The organism is Bradyrhizobium sp. SZCCHNS2022 (genome assembly GCF_032377575.1).
Classification (GTDB): domain Bacteria; phylum Pseudomonadota; class Alphaproteobacteria; order Rhizobiales; family Xanthobacteraceae; genus Bradyrhizobium; species Bradyrhizobium aeschynomenes.
On the sequence record NZ_JAUHHZ010000001.1, the window covers coordinates 4,514,968 to 4,535,606 of the forward strand.

The 20,639-nt window shown below is 66.1% G+C and carries 21 protein-coding genes; 9 read left to right on the forward strand and 12 right to left on the reverse strand.

The window, feature by feature from the left end; genetic code table 11:
• Positions 1-72 precede the first annotated feature (72 nt).
• Positions 73-480: an MAPEG family protein gene (locus tag QXZ94_RS20295; RefSeq protein ID WP_315721903.1), complete on the forward strand. Its 408-nt coding sequence runs from the start codon at positions 73-75 to the stop codon at positions 478-480.
• Positions 481-688: 208 nt separating this feature from the next.
• Positions 689-2,779, forward strand: coding sequence for a squalene--hopene cyclase (shc, locus tag QXZ94_RS20300; protein ID WP_315721904.1), 2,091 nt, complete (start codon positions 689-691; stop codon positions 2,777-2,779).
• Between the two features lie 226 nt (positions 2,780-3,005).
• On the opposite strand, the gene QXZ94_RS20305 is transcribed toward shc, so the two are convergent.
• The 3 genes from QXZ94_RS20305 to QXZ94_RS20315 are packed head-to-tail and all read right to left on the reverse strand — an operon-like array spanning position 3,006 to position 6,935.
• Positions 3,006-4,211: a nickel/cobalt transporter gene (locus QXZ94_RS20305; RefSeq protein WP_315721905.1), complete on the reverse strand. Its 1,206-nt coding sequence runs from the start codon at positions 4,209-4,211 to the stop codon at positions 3,006-3,008.
• Positions 4,208-4,843 (reverse strand): DUF1007 family protein, encoded by a 636-nt coding sequence (locus QXZ94_RS20310; RefSeq protein WP_315721906.1) that lies wholly within the window; start codon positions 4,841-4,843, stop codon positions 4,208-4,210. The genes QXZ94_RS20305 and QXZ94_RS20310 overlap by 4 nt, the downstream gene beginning before the upstream one ends.
• Before the next feature lie 10 nt (positions 4,844-4,853).
• Entirely contained in the window at positions 4,854-6,935 is a 2,082-nt protein-coding gene (locus tag QXZ94_RS20315) for a M3 family metallopeptidase (RefSeq protein ID WP_315721907.1), read from the reverse strand.
• A gap of 124 nt (positions 6,936-7,059) precedes the next feature.
• Here QXZ94_RS20315 and QXZ94_RS20320 point away from each other — a divergent pair, with 124 nt between their 5' ends.
• From QXZ94_RS20320 to QXZ94_RS20345, 6 genes are all read left to right on the forward strand, one after another.
• On the forward strand, positions 7,060-7,320 hold the full coding sequence (locus QXZ94_RS20320) for a hypothetical protein (RefSeq protein WP_315721908.1): 261 nt from the start codon (positions 7,060-7,062) through the stop codon (positions 7,318-7,320).
• A 676-nt stretch (positions 7,321-7,996) separates the two neighbouring features.
• Positions 7,997-9,139, forward strand: coding sequence for a type III PLP-dependent enzyme (locus tag QXZ94_RS20325; protein WP_172113199.1), 1,143 nt, complete (start codon positions 7,997-7,999; stop codon positions 9,137-9,139).
• 176 nt (positions 9,140-9,315) lie between these two features.
• Complete coding sequence (locus QXZ94_RS20330; protein ID WP_315721909.1) at positions 9,316-9,903, forward strand: N-acetyltransferase; 588 nt, start codon at positions 9,316-9,318, stop codon at positions 9,901-9,903.
• Positions 9,891-10,052, forward strand: a complete 162-nt coding sequence (locus QXZ94_RS20335; protein WP_315721910.1) for a hypothetical protein — start codon at positions 9,891-9,893, stop codon at positions 10,050-10,052. The genes QXZ94_RS20330 and QXZ94_RS20335 overlap by 13 nt, the downstream gene beginning before the upstream one ends.
• Before the next feature lie 97 nt (positions 10,053-10,149).
• Positions 10,150-10,539, forward strand: coding sequence for a RidA family protein (locus tag QXZ94_RS20340; RefSeq protein ID WP_315721911.1), 390 nt, complete (start codon positions 10,150-10,152; stop codon positions 10,537-10,539).
• A gap of 80 nt (positions 10,540-10,619) precedes the next feature.
• Complete coding sequence (locus QXZ94_RS20345; RefSeq protein WP_315721912.1) at positions 10,620-12,044, forward strand: homospermidine synthase; 1,425 nt, start codon at positions 10,620-10,622, stop codon at positions 12,042-12,044.
• 301 nt (positions 12,045-12,345) lie between these two features.
• Here the strand turns inward: QXZ94_RS20345 and QXZ94_RS20350 are convergent, their stop codons facing one another.
• The 9 genes from QXZ94_RS20350 to QXZ94_RS20390 all read right to left on the reverse strand — a co-directional run bounded on the left by QXZ94_RS20350 (position 12,346) and on the right by QXZ94_RS20390 (position 19,266).
• Positions 12,346-12,654 (reverse strand): hypothetical protein, encoded by a 309-nt coding sequence (locus tag QXZ94_RS20350; RefSeq protein ID WP_315721913.1) that lies wholly within the window; start codon positions 12,652-12,654, stop codon positions 12,346-12,348.
• 146 nt (positions 12,655-12,800) lie between these two features.
• Complete coding sequence (locus QXZ94_RS20355) at positions 12,801-13,820, reverse strand: WD40 repeat domain-containing protein (protein ID WP_315721914.1); 1,020 nt, start codon at positions 13,818-13,820, stop codon at positions 12,801-12,803.
• Positions 13,820-14,857 carry a GTP-binding protein gene (locus QXZ94_RS20360; protein ID WP_315721915.1) on the reverse strand — a complete coding sequence of 346 codons (1,038 nt, stop codon included), beginning with the start codon at positions 14,855-14,857 and terminating at the stop codon, positions 13,820-13,822. The genes QXZ94_RS20355 and QXZ94_RS20360 overlap by 1 nt, the downstream gene beginning before the upstream one ends.
• Before the next feature lie 70 nt (positions 14,858-14,927).
• Positions 14,928-15,797, reverse strand: coding sequence for a metal ABC transporter substrate-binding protein (locus QXZ94_RS20365; RefSeq protein WP_315726403.1), 870 nt, complete (start codon positions 15,795-15,797; stop codon positions 14,928-14,930).
• 11 nt (positions 15,798-15,808) lie between these two features.
• Positions 15,809-16,678, reverse strand: a complete 870-nt coding sequence (locus tag QXZ94_RS20370; protein ID WP_315721916.1) for a metal ABC transporter permease — start codon at positions 16,676-16,678, stop codon at positions 15,809-15,811.
• Entirely contained in the window at positions 16,678-17,430 is a 753-nt protein-coding gene (locus QXZ94_RS20375) for an ABC transporter ATP-binding protein (RefSeq protein WP_315721917.1), read from the reverse strand. Before QXZ94_RS20375 ends, QXZ94_RS20370 begins: the two co-directional genes overlap by 1 nt.
• 5 nt (positions 17,431-17,435) lie before the next feature.
• Positions 17,436-17,657, reverse strand: a complete 222-nt coding sequence (locus tag QXZ94_RS20380; RefSeq protein ID WP_315721918.1) for a hypothetical protein — start codon at positions 17,655-17,657, stop codon at positions 17,436-17,438.
• Positions 17,658-18,081: 424 nt separating this feature from the next.
• Positions 18,082-18,471: a fluoride efflux transporter CrcB gene (gene crcB / locus QXZ94_RS20385; RefSeq protein ID WP_315721919.1), complete on the reverse strand. Its 390-nt coding sequence runs from the start codon at positions 18,469-18,471 to the stop codon at positions 18,082-18,084.
• A gap of 195 nt (positions 18,472-18,666) precedes the next feature.
• Entirely contained in the window at positions 18,667-19,266 is a 600-nt protein-coding gene (locus QXZ94_RS20390; RefSeq protein ID WP_172113186.1) for a superoxide dismutase, read from the reverse strand.
• A gap of 105 nt (positions 19,267-19,371) precedes the next feature.
• On the opposite strand from QXZ94_RS20390, the gene QXZ94_RS20395 reads away from it, so the two are divergent.
• Positions 19,372-19,905 carry a GNAT family N-acetyltransferase gene (locus tag QXZ94_RS20395; protein ID WP_315721920.1) on the forward strand — a complete coding sequence of 178 codons (534 nt, stop codon included), beginning with the start codon at positions 19,372-19,374 and terminating at the stop codon, positions 19,903-19,905.
• Positions 19,906-20,639: the final 734 nt, after the last annotated feature.

The window sequence follows — 20,639 nt, forward strand, 5'->3', positions numbered from 1 at the left end:
GTGGCTTGGCGGCTTGTTTCGACATTGTCAAGATAAGGGCCATTTCACCGATGTCATCGGGCTGGAGGAGCCATGACGATTGCAGAATTGTGCATTTTCGCCAGCGTAATGCTCTACCTCTTAACGATCGTGCCGGCGAAATGGATCAGCGTCGACGGCGCCGGACGCTATGACAATGCCCGGCCTAGGAATCCCGCCTTCTATGCCGGCGGCATCCGCGAGCGGGCGCTGGGCGCCCACCAGAACGGCATCGAGGCGTTCCCGTTCTTCGCCGCCGCCGTGCTGCTGGCGGAGTTCCGCGCCGCGCCGCAGAACCTGATCGACGAGCTGTCGGTGCTGTTCGTGATCGTGCGGGTGGCCTACGTGCTGACCTATATCGGCGACCGGCCGTCGCTGCGCTCGATCCTGTGGGCGATCGGCTTCCTGATCACGGTCGGGATCTTCTTCCTTCCTTTGCTGCGCGCCTACCTGCCGGTCTGAGCCCGCCGCCGGACGTGAGGGTCGTCACATCCTCGTCCCCACGGCAGTGCTAACCACGACCACGGAAGACCGCTGTCTGTACGCCCTTCGTTTCCCGTTTGATCCGGCCGGCTACGGCCAGTTGATTGGATTTGGCGGCGAAATTCCCTATAGGGCGGGATGAATTCGACTGCTGAAGCGGCGCCGTGAGGCCGCCAGAGGACTTGTGATGACTTTGACCAGCTCGGCCTCCGCGCGCGCGCCGCGCGACCCGGGAAACTACCAGACTGCCCTGCAATCGACGGTGCGGGCGGCGTCGGACTGGCTGATCGCCAACCAGAAGCCGGACGGCCACTGGGTCGGCCGCGCCGAGTCCAACGCCTGCATGGAGGCGCAATGGTGTCTGGCGCTGTGGTTCCTGGGGCTCGAAGACCATCCCCTGCGCAAGCGCCTCGGCCAGTCGCTGCTCGACAGCCAGCGCCCCGACGGCGCCTGGCAGGTCTATTTCGGCGCGCCCAACGGCGACATCAATGCGACGGTCGAGGCCTATGCCGCGCTCCGCTCGCTCGGTTATCCCGACGACGAGCCGCCGGTGCGACGCGCGCGCGAATGGATCGAGGCCAAGGGCGGCCTGCGCAACATCCGCGTCTTCACGCGCTACTGGCTGGCGCTGATCGGCGAATGGCCGTGGGAGAAGACGCCGAACATCCCGCCCGAGGTGATCTGGTTTCCACTCTGGTTTCCGTTCTCGATCTACAATTTCGCGCAATGGGCGCGCGCCACTTTGATGCCGATCGCGGTGCTCTCCGCAAAGCGGCCGAGCCGGCCGCTGCCGCCGGAGAACCGGCTCGACGCGCTGTTTCCGCGCGGCCGCGCCGCGTTCGACTACGAGCTGCCGGTCAAGGCCAATGCCGGCGGCTGGGACAAGTTCTTCCGCCGCGCCGACAAGGTGCTGCACGCGCTGCAGAACCTCGGCAACAAGCTCAACCTGGGCCTGTTTCGCCCGGCGGCGACCAGCCGCGTGCTGGAATGGATGATCCGCCACCAGGATTTCGACGGCGCCTGGGGCGGCATCCAGCCGCCCTGGATCTACGGGCTGATGGCGCTGTACACCGAAGGGTATCCGCTCAACCATCCCGTGCTCGCCAAGGGGCTTGATGCGCTGAACGATCCGGGCTGGCGCGTCGATGTCGGCGACGCCACCTACATCCAGGCGACCAACAGCCCGGTGTGGGACACGATCCTCACCTTGCTCGCCTTCGACGATGCCGGCGTGCTCGGCGACTATCCGGAAGCCGTCGACAAAGCGGTTAACTGGGTGCTCGACCGCCAGGTGCGCGTGCCCGGCGACTGGTCGATGAAGCTGCCGCGTGTCAAGCCGGGCGGCTGGGCGTTCGAATACGCCAACAACTATTATCCCGACACGGACGACACGGCGGTGGCGCTGATCGCGCTCGCGCCGTTGCGGCATGACCCGAAGTGGAAGGCCAAGGGCATCGACGAGGCGATTGCGCTTGGCGTCGACTGGCTGATCGGCATGCAGAGCCAGGGCGGCGGCTGGGGCGCGTTCGACAAGGACAACAACCAGCAGATCCTGACCAAGATCCCGTTCTGCGACTACGGCGAGGCGCTCGATCCGCCCTCGGTGGACGTCACCGCGCATATCGTCGAGGCGTTCGGCAAGCTCGGCATCTCGCGCAGCCATCCGTCGATGGTGCAGGCGCTGGACTATATCCGACGGGAGCAGGAGCCGAGCGGCCCGTGGTTCGGCCGCTGGGGCGTCAACTACGTCTACGGCACCGGCGCGGTGCTGCCGGCGCTGGCCGCGATCGGCGAGGACATGACGCAGCCCTATATCGGCCGCGCCTGCGACTGGCTGGTCGCCAATCAACAGGCTGATGGCGGCTGGGGCGAGAGCTGTGCCTCCTACATGGACGTCAGCGCCGTCGGCCGCGGCACCACGACAGCGTCGCAGACGGCGTGGGCGCTGATGGCCCTGCTCGCCGCCAACCGTCCCCAGGACAAGGAGGCGATCGAGCGCGGCTGCCTGTGGCTGGTCGAGCGGCAATCGGCCGGCACCTGGGACGAGCCCGAATTCACCGGCACCGGCTTCCCCGGCTACGGCGTCGGCCAGACCATCAAGCTGAACGATCCGGCTTTGCAGGAGCGGCTGATGCAGGGCCCCGAGCTCTCCCGCGCCTTCATGCTCCGCTACGGCATGTACCGCCACTACTTCCCGCTGATGGCGCTGGGCCGGGCCCTGCGGCCGCAGGGGCATGGCCACGCTGCGTCCACGCCCACGCAGTCGTCCCGGCCTTGAGCCGGGACCCATAATCACAGGGAGCAGTTTGAGGCGGGCGGGTCAATCCTAGCTCGCGCATCAGAACCGCCGCGGAGTATGGGTCCCGGCTCAAGGCCGGGACGACACTGTTAGGTGTTGCGCAAGCGGCGCCATAAACTCCGCTGTCATGCCCCGCGCAGGCGGGGCATCCAGTACGCCGCGGCGGGCGTGTTGGACATAAGCGGAGTGGCTGAGCGCACCCCGCTCAGAAGCAGGTCGTCCGTTCCGCCGCCATGTAGCCGAACAGCAATCCGACGCCAAACAACAGCACCAGACCCGCCGCGCCAAACTCCAAGCCCCGCATGATCAGCGCGCCGCCGCCGTCGCGGCCGGCGCTGAGGCGGCGGGCGACGTCCTTGGCGGCGACGGCGAGCACAGCAATGGTGGCGACGGTGATCGCCGTGCCCATGCCCATCACGACGGTGGCGGCGACGCCGGCCCAGAACATGCCCTGAGCCAGCGCGAACACCAGCACCAGGATCGCGCCCGAGCACGGACGGATGCCGGCGGCGAAGATCGCCTGGAAGCCGCGCTGCCAGCCGCCGGGACCGGCGAGCTCGCTCGGTGCCGGGCCGTGGGAATGGCCGCAGCCGCAATCGTCGCCGTGCACGTGATCGTGGTGGACGTGATCATGCGCGGCGTGACCATGCACCGCCGCATGGGCATGACCATGACCGTGGTGATGATCATGTCCATGATGGTCGTGGCCGTGGTGGTCATGGCCATGATGGTGATCATGGCCGGGATGATCATGCTGAGGCGCGCGATGCTGATGATCATGCGCATGGCCTTGATCATGACCCGCCTGCACCGCGCCCGCAGGTGCACCGGCCAGCGCCAGCGCCGGAGCCGGCGGCTGCCAGGTGCGCAGGAACGCCGCGCCCTTCACCCACACCAGACGCGCGCCGAGCAGCGCGATCAGACCGTAGCTCGCGATCTCCACCACCTTTTCGGCGCTGCACATGCTGGCCGCGGTGGCGTTGAGCAGCACCGCGCCGACACCGACGATGGCGACCGCGACAAGCGCCTGCATCAGGCCCGAGGCGAACGACAGCACGATGCCGCGCTTCGCCGTCTCCTGGTTGGCGACGAGATAGGACGCGATGACCGCCTTGCCGTGGCCGGGCCCCGCCGCATGGAAGATGCCGTAGGCGAACGAAATCGCCAGCAGCCACCACACCGCCGAGCCGTCCTCCTTGGCGGAGCGGATCGCCCCGGACATCTGGCGGTAGAACTCCGACTGCTTCGCCAGGATCCAGCCGACGATGCCGCCGACCTGCGGCTCGGCCGCTGGCGCGCCGAACGGCGGCTTGGCGAGCAGCGCGTGGGAGGCGGCGTCGGCGGCGAGAAGCGCAACGAGGATCGCGGCGCAGGTCAGGAACGGTCGGGCGGAGCTGGGGCGAGGTGTCATGGACATTCCACTGAGATCTTGTTGGCGAAGTTCATTCCGAAATTGGCGTTCGCCCCGCCGCTCAGGAATGTCTGTTCGTTCATGGTCTGCGCGACGGTGCCGCCGTCGCTCGGTCTCACCAGGCCGAGCTTGCAGCCTGCGGGAGCGCTGACCAGCTTGACGGGATCCTTCTCCGCCATCTGGAAATCGATGAAATAGCTTGGATCGTAGACCTCGACCTGGAGCTGGCTGGACTTCACCGGCGCTTTCAGCGGCAACGTGAAGTGCAGGGTCAGCTTGGTGTCCTTGTATTCGAGATAGTAGTCGACGGGGTCCACGAGCTTCTGCTTGCGGCCGTCGGCCTTGATGAAGGTGAAGTAGGCATACTCCTTCAGCGACTCGGCGTTGGTCTGCGCCAGCGGCGCCAGCTCCTCGCGGGTGTAGACGCCCTTCTGCTTGGTCTCGAGCCCCTGCAGCGCATAGGTCGCGAACATGTCGTCGAACGTCCAGGCGTGGCGCACGCCGGTCACCGTGCCGTCGGCCGCGTAGAGCAGCTCGCTGGTCGCGGTGACCCAGACATGCGGATGAGCACTCGCGGCGCTCGCGCCCAGCACGAGCGTCAGCGCAGCGAGAACGACACGAACCACCGCCATCACCGTCACCTCAAGCCGCCTTGGGAACATCGAGAAGTCCGCGCCGGCGGAGCAGCGCGTCAGGCTCCGGCTCGCGACCGCGGAATGCCACGTAAGCCGCTTCCGGATCGACCGAGCCGCCCGAGGCGTAGACATTGTCGTGCAGCCGCTTGGCGACCGCGGGATCGAAGATGTTGCCGGCTTCCTCGAAGGCACCGAAGGCATCCGCATCCATCACCTCCGACCACATGTAGCTGTAGTAGCCCGCCGCATAATGGTCTCCCGAGAAGATGTGGCCGAATTGGGTCGGCCGGTGACGCAGCGCGATCTCCTGGGGCATGCCGATCTTCTCCATCTCGGCTTTCTCGAACGCGCGCACGTCCTTCGAGGCCGCGGCCGGCTGAGTGTGGAACTCCAGATCGATCAGCGCCGATGAGACGAACTCGACGGTGGCAAAACCCTGGTTGAAACGGCGCGCCGCCAGGAAGCGCTCCAGCAGGTCCTGCGGCAACGACTCACCGGTCTGGTAGTGCTTCGCGAAGGTCTGCAGCACCTCCGGGCGCTCCTGCCAGTGCTCGTAGAGCTGCGACGGCAGCTCGACGAAATCGGTGAACACCGACGTGCCCGACAGCGAGGGATAGGTCACGTTGGAGAGGATGCCGTGCAAGCCGTGGCCGAACTCGTGGAACAGCGTGCGCGCATCGTCCGGCGACAGCAGCGAGGGCTGGCCGTCGGCGCCCTTGGCGAAGTTGCAGACGTTGATGATCAGCGGCGCGGTGTCGCCGTCGAGCTTCTGCTGGTCACGCAGCGAGGTCATCCAGGCGCCGGAGCGCTTCGAGGAACGGGCAAAGTAGTCGCCGTAGAACAGCGCCTTGTGGCGCCCCTGCGCGTCCGTGATCTCCCAGACCCGCACGTCCGGGTGCCACACCGGAATGTCCTTGCGCTCAGCAAAGGTGATGCCGAACAGCCGCGTGGCGCAGTCGAAGGCCGCCGCGATCATGTTGTCGAGCGCGAGATACGGCTTGATCGCGGCGTCATCGAAATTGGCCTTCGCCTGGCGCAGCTTCTCGGCGTAATAGCGCCAGTCCCAGGCCTCGAGCTTGAAGTTGCCGCCCTCGGCCGTGATCATCGCCTGCAGCTGGTCGCGATCGGCCAGCGCCTTGGCGCGGGCCGGCTTCCACACCCGCTCCAGCAGGCCGCGCACCGCCTCCGGCGTCTTCGCCATGGAATCCTCCAGGCGATAGGCGGCGAAGTTCGCAAAGCCCATGATCTTGGCGGCCTGCTCGCGCAGCGCCAGGATCTCGCCGATGACGGCATTGTTGTCGTTGGAATTGCCATTGTCGCCGCGCGCGGTGAAGGCCTTGAACACCTTCTCGCGCAGGTCACGGCGGGCGGAGCTCTGCAGGAACGGCTCGACCGAGGAGCGCGACAGCGTCACGATCGCCTTGCCGGGCATGCCGCGCTCCTCGGCGGCTGCCTTGGCGGCGGCGACGAAGCTTTCGGAGAGGCCGGCGCGGTCATCCTCGCCGAGCTCGAGGAACCAGTCCTGCTCGTCGCCGAGCACGTGATGGCTGAAGGTGGTGCCGAGCTGGGCGAGCTTCTCGTTGATCTCGGCCATCCGCGCCTTGTCGTCGTCGGAAAGACCGGCGCCGGCGCGGCGGAAGCGGGTGTAGGTGCGCTCCAGCAGCCGCTGCTCCTCGCTCGTGATGGTGAGGTCCTTGCGGTTGTCGTAGAGCAGCGCGATGCGGCCAAACAGCACGGCGTTCATCATGATCGGGTTCCAGTGCCGCGCCATCCGCAGCGACACGTCCTTGTCGATCTCCAGAATGGCCGGGTTGGAGTTGGCGGAGACCAGATCGTAGAACACCGCGGCCACCTTCGACAGCAGCTTGCCGGAGCGCTCCAGCGCCGTGATGGTGTTGGCGAAGTCCGGCTCCGCCGGATCGTGGGTAATCGCAGTGATTTCGGCGGTGTGGTCGGCGAAGGCGCGCTCGAAGGCCGGCAGGAAGTGCTCGGGCCTGATCGCGTCGAACGGCGGTGTCTGGTGCGGGGTCTCCCAGGCCACGAGCAGCGGATTGCTCTGGGCGTCGATCGTGGCGGTCGTGTCGGACATCGGCTCTTGCTCCCCGGATCAAACAGGGCCCCTCTTACCACGGTGACGGTCCTTTTTGGGTCATTTCCCCTTGAAGGACGGAGCCATTTCGGAGAGATTGCGGCCCCCGAGAGGACCCCGGACCATGAGCGCAGACACCACCTCGAAGCCCGCCCGCCAGATCGCCTGGCCGAGCGTGATCACCGTGATCTCGGCAGCGATCCTGATCGGCGCGGAAGTGTTCGGCGCGGCCTTCGCCGGCGGCTGGGCGCTGGCGATTCTGTTCGGGCTCGGCGACGGCGGCGCGCACATCCTGCAGGCCGTGCTGTTCGCGATCGGCGTGTTCGTGATGATCGGCTTCATCCGCGGCGCGCAGCGCATCGAGCCCTTCACCAAGCGCGCGTGAGCAGCGTAAAAACACTGTCCTGCAAGCGTGAACGCGTTACGAAAGTTTAAGCTCGCTTAACGTTCGTTCAGACACCGGCGCCGCTCACTGTGTCGCGTAAGCACAGATTAGGGAAATCTTTCCCGGCGCTGAAAAATCCCTTGCGAACGAAATTCAAAACCCCTATTTCCGCTTCTGCCCAATTTCGCACGTGCCTGTGGTCGTGTGTCAGTCGGTAGGTATCCGGACAAGAGGCCGGACAGCCGCCAAGGGATGAGGAACCGAGGGGTTCTCGGATCGTTGCGATCAAAGATCATCATGATCGAGATCGTCATGCTCCAGGAGCCCAGCATCTCTCTCAAGAGATGCCGCTGAAGGTCACCTCGTCTTTTGCAACCGTGACTGGCAGCCGGAGGCGAACCGGCGCACCCCGCTCTCAACGGGGGACGCGACTTAAAGCAACGACGGATCGGGCTTTTTTGGTCTCTACCGGCAGTCCAACGCCGGCGCGGGCTACTGAAAAGGCTTGTCCTTCATTGCCAGGTGTGCGGGCGGGAAATTCCCAACCAATCCACGGCAGCACAATTCGGCTACGGGTTCGAGGTTTTGTCGCCTTTCCATCGGGCGGCAACGCCAAGGCACCCGTGTCGGGATCATTTTGAACGGGCCTCGTCGCTGGGGCCGTTTGGAGGGTGCTATGACCGAACGTATCCGGGAATTCCTGCGCAACCGCCGCGAGGAAGGTCTGGACCACGAGCCCTGTCTCGTCGTCGACCTCGAGATCGTGCGCGACAACTACATGAACTTCGCTCGGGCGTTGCCGGACAGCCGCGTGTTCTACGCGGTGAAGGCCAACCCGGCGCCGGAAGTGCTGTCGCTGCTGGCCTCGCTCGGCTCGTCCTTCGACACGGCGACCGTCGCCGAGATCGAGATGGCGCTGGCCGCCGGTGCGACGCCGGACCGCATCTCCTATGGCAACACCATCAAGAAGGAGCGGGACATCGCGCGCGCCTATGCGCTCGGCATCCGCCTGTTCGCGGTCGACTGCGCCGCCGAGGTCGAGAAGATCTCGCGCGCCGCGCCGGGCGCGAAGGTGTTCTGCCGCATCCTGTACGATTGCGCCGGCGCCGAGTGGCCGCTGTCGCGCAAGTTCGGCTGCGATCCGGAGATGGCCGTCGAAGTGCTGGACCTGGCGAAGCGCCTCGGCCTCGAGCCGTGCGGCATCTCGTTCCATGTCGGCTCGCAGCAGCGCAAGGTGAAGGCGTGGGACCGCGCGCTGGCGATGGCCTCGACGGTGTTCCGCGACTGCGCCGAGCGCGGCATCAACCTGACCATGGTCAACATGGGCGGGGGCTTCCCGACCAAGTACCTGAAGGACGTGCCGCCGGTCGTGCAGTACGGCCGCTCGATCTTCCGTGCGCTGCGCAAGCATTTCGGCAACCAGATCCCGGAGACGATCATCGAGCCGGGCCGCGGCATGGTCGGCAACGCCGGAATCATCGAGTCGGAAGTGGTGCTGATCTCGAAGAAGAGCGACGAGGACGAACTGCGCTGGGTCTATCTCGACATCGGCAAGTTCGGCGGTCTCGCCGAGACGATGGACGAGTCGATCCGCTACGCCATCCGCACCCCGCATGAGGGCGCGGAGATGACCCCGTGCGTGCTCGCCGGCCCGACCTGCGATTCGGCCGACGTGATGTACGAGAAGCTGCCGTATCCGCTGCCGGTGACGCTCTCGATCGGCGACAAGGTGCTGATCGAGGGGACCGGGGCCTATACGTCGACCTACTCGTCGGTGGCCTTCAACGGCATCCCGCCGCTGAAGACGTATCACATCTGATCCGGCTGCCCTCGCCCGTGCGCGGGTGAGACGGCTAAGAGCCTCGGGTGGGGCGTTCCCCACCCCGACCCTCCCCCGCAAGCGGGGGAGGGAGCGACAGACCGTCACCTTCAACCTGACATCACGTGTTTGCGCGCGGGCGACAGCCCGCGGCGCAGGCCGGGGACTGACGTGCCATGACCGCTTTCCGCTCCCAGATGACTGCGCCCTCTCGGACTGCCGCTCCGTTCGTGATCCGTGCGGAACGTGCCTCCGACGTCGCGGCGCGCGAGACGCTGCTCGACATGTGCTTTGGCGACAACCGCCATGAGCGCACCTGCCAGCGCCTGCGCGACGGACGCGCGCCCGCCGCAGGCCTCGCCCTGACGGCCGTGCGCGGCGGCAAGCTCGTGGGAACGCTGCGGTTGTGGCACGTCAGCGCCGGCGGACGCGATGCGCTGATGCTCGGGCCGCTGGCGGTTGCCCAGGAGGCACGCAGCCTCGGCGTCGGCGCGGCGCTGATGAATGCCGCGCTGATGATCGCGGCGTCGCGCGGCCATGGCGCGGTGGTGCTGCTCGGCGATGCGCCCTATTACGCGCGCTTCGGCTTCGAAGCGGCCAAGGCAGCCACGCTGGAGCTGCCCGGTGCGTTCGAGCGCTCCCGCCTGCTCGGGCTCGAGCTGGTCGACGGCGCGCTGGACGGTGCCGCCGGCATGATCGTCGCCACAGGCGCGCCTGAGCGGAAGGCCCGCCGCCGCAAGGAGCGGCTGCCATGCGCGGCGTGAGGGCCGAGGCGGCGGCACGTCCGCCCCGGCGGACGTGGCTGCCGACGCTGGTGCTGGTCCTGCTCGGCATCATGATCGTCCGCGACATCGTGATCCGGCGCTGGAGCAGCACGCCACCCGCCGGACCCGACGTCACGCGGCTGCGTTAGGCATGCCGGCACTGCGCGCCGCGGCCGCCCCGCCAGGGGTTGCGCAGGTGCAGCAAAAGCTCTTTAACCCCGGAAAATCCCCCGACGAGGTCCCAAAATGCCCCGCCGCCTGATCTCTACCGGATCACCATTCGAGACAACCGCCGGCTACAGCCGCGCTGTCATCGACGGTGATTTCGCCTTCGTCGCCGGGACCACCGGCTATGACTACACCACCATGACGATGCCGGCCGATGTCACGAGCCAGTCACGCAACTGCTTCAAGACCATCGCGGCCGCCCTGCAGGAGGGCGGATTCGAGATGGCCGACATCGTCCGCGCGACCTACTACCTGACCGACGTCGCCGACGCCGACGCGCTTTTTGCGGTCTGCGGCGAAGTGCTCGGCGACATCCGCCCCGCCGCCACGATGGTGGTCGTCGCGGCGCTGCTCAAGCCCGAGATGAAGGTCGAGATCGAAGTCACCGCCAAGCGGCGCAGCCCTTAAGAGCGGCGCAGCGCCCGATTGCTGCCATTTCCTGTGCTTGCGCCCCCGGCGCAGCCACCGTCCGAGAAGAGAGACCCCTCATGAGCTCGCAGATCCACGCCAAGATCACCGGCCCCATCGTCATGATCGGCTTCGGCTCGATCGGCAAGGGCACCCTGCCTTTGATCGAACGCCATTTCGACTACGACAAGAGCCGTTTCGTCATCATCGATCCGCATGACGACGGCGAGCTCGCCAAGAAGCACGGCGTGCGCTTCATCCAGCAGGGCGTGACCCGCGACAATTACCGCGAGCTCTTGGTGCCGCTGCTCACCGAAGGCGGCGGCCAGGGTTTTTGCGTCAACCTCTCGGTCGACACCTCCTCGGTCGACATCATGACCCTGTGCCGCGAGATCGGCGCGCTCTACATCGACACCGTGGTGGAGCCGTGGGCCGGCTTCTATTTCGACAAGCAGATGGGCGTCGAGCAGCGCTCGAACTACGCGCTGCGCGAGACCTTGCTGGCCGCGCGCCGCAAGAGCCCCGGCGGCACCACCGCCGTGTCGACCTGCGGCGCCAATCCCGGCATGGTGTCCTGGTTCGTCAAGCAGGCGCTGCTCGACATCGCCAAGGACACCAAGACCGAGATCGTCGAGCCCAGGAGCCGCGAAGGCTGGGCGCAGCTGATGCAGAAGCTCGGCGTCAAGGGCGTGCACATTGCCGAGCGCGACACCCAGCGCTCCAAGAACCCGAAGCCGATGGACGTGTTCGTCAACACCTGGTCGGTCGAGGGTTTCGTGTCCGAGGGCATGCAGCCGGCCGAGCTCGGCTGGGGCACGCATGAAAAGTGGATGCCGGAGAACGGCCGCTGCCACACCGAAGGCTGCGGCGCTGCGATCTACCTGCTGCAGCCGGGCGCCAACACCCGCGTGCGCTCGTGGTGTCCGACGCCGGGGGCGCAATACGGCTTCCTGGTGACGCACAACGAGTCGATCTCGATCGCCGACTACTACACGGTCCGCGACGGCGACAAGGTGGTGTATCGCCCGACCTGCCACTACGCCTATCACCCCGCCAACGACGCGGTGCTGTCGCTGCACGAGATCTTCGGCGCCACCGGCAAGATGCAGGAGAAGTGGCACATCCTGGATGAGAACGAGATCGTCGACGGCATCGACGAGCTCGGCGTGCTGCTCTACGGCCACGGCAAGAATGCCTATTGGTACGGCTCGCAGCTCTCGATCGAGGAAACCCGCCGCGTCGCGCCGTATCAGAACGCCACAGGCATGCAGGTGTCCTCCGCCGTGCTCGCCGGCATGGTCTGGGCGCTGGAGAACCCGAACGCCGGCATCGTCGAAGCCGACGAAATGGACTTCCGCCGCTGCCTGGAAATCCAGACGCCGTATCTCGGCCCGGTCAAGGGCTACTACACGGACTGGACGCCGCTGAACGATCGCCCGGGCCTGTTCCCGGAGGACATCGACACCTCCGATCCCTGGCAGTTCCGCAACATCCTGGTGCGGTAAGCCTCCGCTGTCGTCCCGGCCTCGAGCCGGGACCCAGACTCCGTGACGCCTATGAGGCGGGAGCTGGAGCTAACAGCCTGTCTCAAATCACGAACGGTGACTATGGGTCCCGGCGTTCGCCGGGACGACGACGGAAATTCCGGCTGCGTTCATCCACACCCTCACCTCCGTCATGGCCGGGCTTGACCCGGCCATCCACGTAGCCGCACCCAACGAAAGACGTGGATGCCCGGGTCAAGCCCGGGCATGACGACGTTGAGACAGAATGCGCCCAATCGAGCACTTCGCTCGTGGCGACCGACTACTTCTTCTCCATCGGCGGTGCGACCTTCTCGGCCGGGGCCGGCGGCAGGGCCGGCTTGGCGCCTTCCTTCTGAGCTTCGATGTCCGGGCGCGCGGGCTCCGGCGCCGGCGTGGTCGGGCGGGTGCCGCCGGGCTTGGATTCGGCGGGCGTGGCCGAGGGCTCGGGCGTCGCCTGCGCCATCTGGTCGAGATGTCCGGCCTTGATCTCGGTGAACGAGATGATCGCCACCAGCGCGCCGAGGCCGAGCAGACCGGCTGCAAGCCAGAGGTCGCGGCGCAGAGTGCGTTTGCTGTTGATCGGGGCCATCGGCTGTCCTCCGCATCGTTCGACGCGCATCGCGCCACCTCATGTGGCGCTCGCATCGGATCATGCGCGGGAACAACGGATTGACAGCGGCGCGGTTCCCATTCGGGGCTGCGCCGCTATGCCCCACTTCCGCCCCTACCGGCCCCTCAGAGCCGCAGCAGCCCCGCCTCGCCGCTTTCGTCGGAGAACGCCAGCCAGGTTCCCGCGGCATTCCAGCCCAGCGCCACCACCGGCGGGGTCTCGTTCCGGCGTACCAGAATCTCGGCGCCGTCCTGCATCCGCACCATCAGCACCGTGCCGTCGTCGTAGCCGCAGGCGAGAATGTCCTGCTTGGGATGGCAGGCGACGGCCGTGACCTTGGCCTTCATCGGCGCCAGCATCGCCGGCTCCTTGCCCATCGGGCCGTCCTTGCCGACGAACGGCCAGAGGATGACCATGTCGGCGCCCGACGTGGCGAGGAAACGCCCGCCGCTGCCCCAGGACATCGACTTCACCCGCGACGGGTAGCCGGTCATGCGCATGTGCCGGCTATCGGCGAGCCGCCAGCCATGCAGCGCCGGCTCGTGCATCGCGGTGACCAGGAACTTGTTGTCCGGGCTGAACGTGACGGCGTGATGCGAGCCGGCCCAGCCGAGGAATTCCGGTTCGCCCGCCATGTTCGGAAACCACAGGGTCGCGCCGTTGTAGTGCGCGATCGCCAGCCGCAGCCCCTTCGGCGCGAACGCCAGCCCGCCCGCGGTCGAGGGCACCTCGAGCGACTTCTCCTCGCCCTTCGGCGCCCGCACGAACGCGGTCTTGCCGACCGACCAGGCGATCGCGCCATCCGGATGGACGGCGACATTGTCGATCCAGCGCCGCTTCGGATCGGTCGCGAGCACGCTCACCGTGCCGGCCTTGTCGAGCGCCGAGACCTTGCCGTCATCGCCGCCGAACAGGATGCGCGAGCCGTCCGACACCGCCGACAAAATGCCGCCACTGGACACCTCGACCTTGCTGATCTCGCCCTCGGTGTCGACCACCGCGACGCTCTCCTCGGTGCCGACGAAGGCTGCGCGATCGCCGAGATAATGCACTGCCGTGACGGCCATGCCGAGCGAGACCGGCTTCACCTTGTCGGTGACGGAGACGATGGATGCGGCCTCGCCGCCCGTATCGAAGTTGGTCATCAGGTCACGATGCAGCGTTCAAAACCTTCGCGGATGGCGTCTTCCGGCAGCTCGCGGCCGATGAAGACGACGCGGCTCTGCCGCGCCTCGTCCGGCTTCCACTTCCGCTGGTGATCGCCCTCCAGCATCATGTGCACGCCCTGGAAGACGTAGCGGTCGTCATCGTCCTGGAACGCCAGGATGCCCTTGGAGCGCAGGATCTTCCCGCCTTCGGTCTGCACCAGGTTCTGCAGCCACGGCATGAATTTCGCCGGGTCGAGCGGCTTGTCGGAGCGCAGCGACAGCGACTGCATCTCCTCGTCGTGATAGTGCTTCAGGCCGTGGTCATGGTGGTGATGATCATGGCCGTGGTCGTGATCATGGTGGTGATGATCGTGATCGTCGCCGGCGTTCAAGAATTCCGGCTCGATCTCCAGGATGCGATCGAGATCGAACGCGCCGCGCTCCAGCACGTCCGAGATCGCGATCTGGCAACGCTCGGTGCGATGCAGCCGCGCGTAGGGGTTGATCGCGCGGATGCGCGCCTCGACCTCGGCGAGCTCCGGCTTGGTGACGAGATCGGTCTTGTTGAGCACGATGACGTCGGCGAAGGCGATCTGGTTCTTGGCCTCCGGCGCATCCTTGAGCCGGTCCGACAGCCACTTTGCGTCGGCGACGGTGACCACCGCATCGAGCCGCGCGTTCTTCTGCACGTCCTCGTCGACGAAGAAGGTCTGCGCCACCGGCGCCGGATCGGCGAGCCCGGTGGTCTCGACGATGATCGCGTCGAACTTGCCCTTGCGGCGCATCAGGCCGGAGATGATGCGGACGAGGTCGCCGCGCACGGTGCAGCAGATGCAGCCATTGTTCATCTCGAACACTTCCTCGTCGGCGCCGACGATGAGGTCGTTGTCGATGCCGATCTCGCCGAACTCGTTGACGATGACGGCGTACTTCTTGCCGTGGTCTTCGGAGAGGATGCGGTTGAGAAGGGTGGTCTTGCCGGCGCCGAGATAGCCGGTCAGCACCGTCACGGGGGTCTTGCTCGCGTCGGACATGCGCACTCCGAAAACGTGGGATCGCGTCGAAAATGGCTCAAAAGCGCCCCGCCGCGAGGGCTCGAAAACCCTAACGGACCAGCGCGCTCGTCAGGGCCCTTATATTGTGCCTGACCAGGGCAATGTAAGTGGGAACGGGCCCCTTTTCATCGCTCAGGGCGTCCGAATACAGGGTGCCGCCGATCTTGGCGCCGGTCTCGGCCGCGATCCGCCCGACCAGGCGGTCGTCGTTGAAATTCTCCAGGAAGACGGCCGGAATCCCGGCTTTTTTCACCTGGCGGATGATCTCGGCGACGTCGCGGGCCGACGGCTCGGTCTCGGTCGAGACGCCGAGCGGGGCGATGAAGGCGATGCCATAGGCATCGGCGAAATAGCCGAAGGCGTCATGGGTGGAGATCACCTTGCGCCGCTCGGCCGGGATCTTGTCGGCCTCCGCGCGCACCTCGCGATCGAGCGCATCGAGCTCGCCGAGATAGCGCGCGGCATTGGCCTTGAACGTCTCGGCATCGGCAGGGTCCGCCGCCACCAGCGCATCGCGGATGTTCGTCACATAGACCTTGGCGTTGCCGACCGACTGCCAGGCATGCGGATCGGCATCCGAGCCGCGCTTGCGCGGGGTGATCCCTGTCGTCGCCACGATGATCGGCGCCTTGCTGCCCGACGCCTGCTGCAACCGCGGCAGCCAGCCTTCGAGGCCGAAGCCGTTGACGATGAGGAGCTTCGCCGCGCCGACCTCCTTCGCGTCGTGCGGCGTCGGCGTGTAGACGTGGACGTCGCTGTCCGGGCCGACCAGCGACACGACACTGACCTTGTCGCCGCCGACCTGGCGGACGAAGTCGGCCAGGATCGAGAAGCTGGTGATGACGTTCAGCCGCGTCTGCGCGGATGCGGGGGTGACGAGAGCAAGGATCAGACCGACGACGGAGAGCAGGCGCATCATGGACATCAATTTCACGCTTCGAGGTGACGCCCCGGAAACAGCTGCGGAAGCACGCCGCCCACGCGTCCGAACAGAACCGAGCCGAGATAGATCAGCGATGCGACCAGGATGATCGCGGGGCCGGAGGGAATGCGGGTCTGGAACGACAGCACCAGGCCGATGTAGCCGGAGACGATCGCCGATCCGACGGCGATGCAGATCATCGGCGTGACGTCGCGCGACCAGAACCGCGCAATGCCGGCCGGGAGGATCATCAGGCCGACCGCGAGCAAGGTGCCGAGCGCCTGGAAGCCGTTGACGAGATTGACCACGATCAGACCGAGAAAGACCAGATGCGCCGGCGCGCCGGCCCGGCTCACCGTGCGCAGGAACAGGGGATCGACGCTCTCGACCACCAGGGGGCGGTAGATCACCGCGAGCACGATCAGCGTGATCGTCGCGTTGGTCGCGACCATCAGCAGGGTCGGATCATCCATCGCCAGGATGTTGCCGAACAGCACGTGCAGCAGATCGATGTTGGTGCCCTTGACCGAGACGATGGTGACGCCGATCGCCAGCGAGGCCAGATAGAAGGTCGCCATCGAGGCGTCCTCCTTCAATCCGGTGGAACGCGAGACGAGACCGGACAGCAGCGCCACAGCGAAGCCGGCGATCAGGCCGCCCGTGGTCATGGCGAACAGATTGAGCCCCGACAGCAGGAAGCCGATCGCGGCACCGGGCAGGATCGCATGCGCCATGGCATCGCCCACCAGGCTCATGCGCCGGAGCATCAGGAAGACGCCGATCGGACCGGAGCCGAGCGACAGTGCGATGACGGCCGCGAGGGCGCGGCGCATGAACTCGAAATCCGAGAACGGGGCGAACAGCAGCTCGTGCAACATCACGCAGCCTGAGAGGCGTGCGCCGGCAGGCAGGGCGCAGCGGCATCGTCGAACGCCTCGCACATCCGGCGCGCCTGCGAGAGATTGTCTGTCGTCAACACTTCCGCGGTCGGTCCCCAGGCCACCGCCTCGCGCGCGAGCAGCAGGGTCTGCGGGAAGTGCGCGCGCACCATGTCCATGTCGTGCAGCGCCGCCAGCACGGTGCGCCGCTCGCCGTGCCAGTGCTCGATCAACTTCAGGAGATCCGCCGACGTCTTGGAGTCCATCGCATTGAACGGCTCGTCGAGCACGATCACCCGGGCATCCTGCAGCAGCACGCGCGCGAACAGCATGCGCTGCATCTGGCCGCCCGACAGCGTGCCGATGCCGCGGCCCTCGAACCCGGTGAGGCCGACCGCGGCAATGGCTTGCGCGATCTTCTCGCGCGCGGCCGCACCGATGCCGCCGAAGATCCCTGTGCTGCGCCATAGCCCGGTGCTGACGAAGTCGAACACCGAGATTGGGAAGGAGCGGTCGATGTCGGCGATCTGCGGCAGATAGGCGATCTCGCGCGGCTTCAGCCCGGCGGCGGAGATGCTGCCGGCGAGCGGCTTCAGCAGGCCGACGATGCCGCGGAACAGGGTCGACTTGCCGGCGCCGTTGGGGCCGATCACGGCCAGCAGCGCGCCCTCGGTCACGTCGCCGGAGAGGTGATGGACGGCCGGGTGCCGGTCATAGCCCAGGGTGACGTCGCGGAACTGCAGTTGCGCCATGGCTCTCACCGCATCGCCAGGATGACGATCACCCACAGCACCGCGCTGGCGGCGAGGGCGGCGCCGAGCCGCACCGTCACCGGCATCCGCAGGATCGACCACGGCGCCGGCTGCGCCGGATGCGGCGCGGCGGGGTCATGGCTGTGAGCGTGATGATGGCCGTGGCTGTGCCCCTGCGCGCCATGCGCATGGCTGTGGCCGTGACTCTGAAGCGCGGAGTGGGTCATTTCGTCATAATGTTACATTATAACATCACCCCTGTCCACCGCAGCCGAGGGACGTTTTCCCGCTTGGACGGTCCTGGTCCGACCCGCATTCGAGGGCAAGGCGAGCTTGAGCCGCACCGCCGGTGCGCGCCCTCTCCCCGTTCTTCACGGGGAGAGGGTTGGGGTGAGGGGCAGCCGCACGGGTGGTGCCAGCTGGCGAGCTACAGCTCGTACTGATTTCTTCAGACGATGCACGCCAGCGTCGTCCTCGAAGCGACGTCCCTAATCGCGCGGTTCAGGCGAGGCCGAGAGTGAGTGAGAAAGGCCTTTCACTAGCACCGCCCGTGCCGCTGCCCCTCACCCCGACCCTCTCCCCGTGAAGAACGGGGAGAGGGAGCACACCGCCGTCTGGGCAGGACATCAGGGCCATCATCAGATCTAGCTCTCAGCTCAAGGCCCGCATCAGCGCCAAGCCGGCGAACAGGCCGGCGATGGAGATGCCGACCGAACCGAGCACGTAAAGGACTGCCAGCCCCAGCGCCCCGCGTTCATAGAGCAGTGCTGTATCGAGCGAAAAGGCGGAGAACGTGGTGTAGCCGCCGAGGATGCCGGTCATGAGCACCAACCGCCACCATTGATGGCTGGCGCCGCTCCTGAACGTGAAATAGCCGGCGATCAGGCCCATCACGGTCGAGCCGGTGATGTTGATGATGAAGGTGCCGTAGGGAAAGGCGGTGCCGAACGCCTTGCTGCTCGCCATGTTGACGGCGTGGCGCAGCGCAGCTCCGGATCCGCCACCGACGAAAACGAGCAGATAGCCTAACAGCTGATTCACGGACCTTCACCCCCGCACGGCATCGAGGAGCACGAACTGCCCTGCCGCCCATCTCGAACGATGCAAGACTTTTGCCGCAGCGGTCTCATCCTTGCAACGCCTGCCCACGTCACATCAGCGTCAAACACCCAACGCGCCAAATAAAAAGGGCGGCGAACTCCAAGCTCGCCGCCCTCCTCTGTCGATCATGTCAGATCAGACAGCCTTGCTGTACAGCTCTTCGACATATTCCCAGTTGATGAGGTTCTCGACGAACGCCTTGAGATAGTCGGGACGGCGGTTGCGATAGTCGATGTAGTAGGAGTGCTCCCAGACGTCGCAGCCGAGGATCGGGGTCGCGCCGTGCACCAGCGGGTTCTCGCCGTTCGGGGTCTTGGAGATTTCCAGCTTGCCGTCCTTGACGGAGAGCCAGCACCAGCCCGAGCCGAACTGGCCGACACCGGCGGCGGCGAAATCGGCCTTGAACTTCTCGAAGCCGCCGAGGTCCTCGTTGATCTTCTTCTCCAGCGCGCCCGGCAGCTTGGAGCCGCCGCCATTCGGCTTCATCCACGACCAGAAATGGATGTGGTTGTAGTGCTGGCCGGCATTGTTGAAGATCGCGGCGTTCTTGCCGAACGAGCCCTTGACGATCTCCTCGAGGGACTTGCCTTCGAATTCGGTCCCCTTGATCGCATTGTTGCCGTTGGTCACATAGGCCTGGTGATGCTTGTCGTGGTGGTACTCGAGCGTCTCCTTGGACATGTAGGGGCCGAGGGCTTCATAGGCGTAAGGCAGGGGGGGAAGCGTAAATGTCATGGGGTCGGTTCCGCAACTTGTGGGAAGACGGGATTTAACGGGACCTCCTTATAGAAGGTTCCGACCTCCTAAACACTGTGATTCTGGAAAAAGCGAGCCGTTTTGATGAGCATCGAAATCGAGGTCCTGAATGGCGACGTCTCCTGGCCGCAGGTCAAGCCGCTCCATGACGCGATCTGGCCGCCCGAGGTGGTCGCCACCTTACCCTGGGCCGGTATCACCTTTGCGCATGCCGACCTGCGCGTGCTGGTGCTGGACGAGGCCGGCGATATGCTCTGTCATGTCGGCATCTATCGCCGCCTGGTGAAATGGAACGGGCAGAACGTCAACATCGCCGGCATCGGCGGCGTTTTGACGCGCGCTGACATGCGCAATCGCGGGCTGGCCACGGTCGGGCTGAACGCCGCGATTCAGACGTTGCGGCACGAGGACTCCATCAACTACGCCCTCCTGTTCTGCGCGCCCGACCGCCTCGGCTTCTACGGCGCACGCGGCTTCATCCCGTTTGACGGCGATGTCTATGCCGAGCAGCCGGAGAAGGGCCGCATCCGCTTCGACACGCTGTCGGCGATGGTCCACGACGTCAAACGCACCGCGCCGACCCGCGGAACGATCGATCTGTGCGGACTGCCGTGGTGACAGCACAAGACCTCTCTCGCGTCGTCCCGGACAAGCGCGCAACGCGCGCGCCGATCCGGGACCCCTACCCCCAGGGAGCAGTTTGACCCACGCCTGCAATTGGCTCTTCGCCCAACACGTCCGCCGCGGCGTCTGGGTCCCGGCTCAAGGCCGGGACGACAGCGGAGCGCGGGGCACGGGCAGTGCCCGCCGGGCTCTCTCTACCCGCCATCTCCGACAATACAACTTCCGAAAAAAATAATCCTCTTGCGTATTTCCGTAAATCATGATTATCTTCCGCGCATCCCGCCTCATGCAGCAGGGGCGTAGCGCGCGATCGTCACGACACGCGAGGCGGGGATGCGGTGGCCGCGAGGGATCGCAGCGTCTTCTCACGAAGGCGCGGACGAACGATCGATCGCGGACGTGAAGTCGCAGCGTCCTGACACCCCGAAGCTGGTGTCGACAGCGCAAGGCGCAAGCCTTGTCGCGGCATGGTGGCCAACAAGCCGGCGCACCAGGGAGACTGCGTATAAGCGTGAAGACCATCGCGCAGGGAATGCCGGCGTGTTCGGCTTTGCCTGTGGTACCTGCCGCCTGCATTTTTTCAGCAGGCGGGCCATGGGTGAGGCCCTCACCCGGCATTCCCTGCGCCCTCTGCATGATTGCGAGGGACGTGTTCGATGCACCACTCGGGCGAGTTTCGCCGCGAGACCACGCCTTCATGTCTTCAAGTCGATCGCTGTTTGACTCGT

Bases quoted from the DNA above. Each gene is read 5' to 3' on its own strand.
- QXZ94_RS20295 (WP_315721903.1), top strand. From the start codon at position 73: ATGACGATTGCAGAATTGTGCATTTTCGCCAGCGTAATGCTCTACCTC.
- shc (WP_315721904.1), top strand. From the start codon at position 689: ATGACTTTGACCAGCTCGGCCTCCGCGCGCGCGCCGCGCGACCCGGGA.
- QXZ94_RS20305 (WP_315721905.1), bottom strand. From the start codon at position 4,211: ATGACACCTCGCCCCAGCTCCGCCCGACCGTTCCTGACCTGCGCCGCG.
- QXZ94_RS20310 (WP_315721906.1), bottom strand. From the start codon at position 4,843: ATGGCGGTGGTTCGTGTCGTTCTCGCTGCGCTGACGCTCGTGCTGGGC.
- QXZ94_RS20315 (WP_315721907.1), bottom strand. From the start codon at position 6,935: ATGTCCGACACGACCGCCACGATCGACGCCCAGAGCAATCCGCTGCTC.
- QXZ94_RS20320 (WP_315721908.1), top strand. From the start codon at position 7,060: ATGAGCGCAGACACCACCTCGAAGCCCGCCCGCCAGATCGCCTGGCCG.
- QXZ94_RS20325 (WP_172113199.1), top strand. From the start codon at position 7,997: ATGACCGAACGTATCCGGGAATTCCTGCGCAACCGCCGCGAGGAAGGT.
- QXZ94_RS20330 (WP_315721909.1), top strand. From the start codon at position 9,316: ATGACCGCTTTCCGCTCCCAGATGACTGCGCCCTCTCGGACTGCCGCT.
- QXZ94_RS20335 (WP_315721910.1), top strand. From the start codon at position 9,891: ATGCGCGGCGTGAGGGCCGAGGCGGCGGCACGTCCGCCCCGGCGGACG.
- QXZ94_RS20340 (WP_315721911.1), top strand. From the start codon at position 10,150: ATGCCCCGCCGCCTGATCTCTACCGGATCACCATTCGAGACAACCGCC.
- QXZ94_RS20345 (WP_315721912.1), top strand. From the start codon at position 10,620: ATGAGCTCGCAGATCCACGCCAAGATCACCGGCCCCATCGTCATGATC.
- QXZ94_RS20350 (WP_315721913.1), bottom strand. From the start codon at position 12,654: ATGGCCCCGATCAACAGCAAACGCACTCTGCGCCGCGACCTCTGGCTT.
- QXZ94_RS20355 (WP_315721914.1), bottom strand. From the start codon at position 13,820: ATGACCAACTTCGATACGGGCGGCGAGGCCGCATCCATCGTCTCCGTC.
- QXZ94_RS20360 (WP_315721915.1), bottom strand. From the start codon at position 14,857: ATGTCCGACGCGAGCAAGACCCCCGTGACGGTGCTGACCGGCTATCTC.
- QXZ94_RS20365 (WP_315726403.1), bottom strand. From the start codon at position 15,797: ATGATGCGCCTGCTCTCCGTCGTCGGTCTGATCCTTGCTCTCGTCACC.
- QXZ94_RS20370 (WP_315721916.1), bottom strand. From the start codon at position 16,678: ATGTTGCACGAGCTGCTGTTCGCCCCGTTCTCGGATTTCGAGTTCATG.
- QXZ94_RS20375 (WP_315721917.1), bottom strand. From the start codon at position 17,430: ATGGCGCAACTGCAGTTCCGCGACGTCACCCTGGGCTATGACCGGCAC.
- QXZ94_RS20380 (WP_315721918.1), bottom strand. From the start codon at position 17,657: ATGACCCACTCCGCGCTTCAGAGTCACGGCCACAGCCATGCGCATGGC.
- QXZ94_RS20390 (WP_172113186.1), bottom strand. From the start codon at position 19,266: ATGACATTTACGCTTCCCCCCCTGCCTTACGCCTATGAAGCCCTCGGC.
- QXZ94_RS20395 (WP_315721920.1), top strand. From the start codon at position 19,372: ATGAGCATCGAAATCGAGGTCCTGAATGGCGACGTCTCCTGGCCGCAG.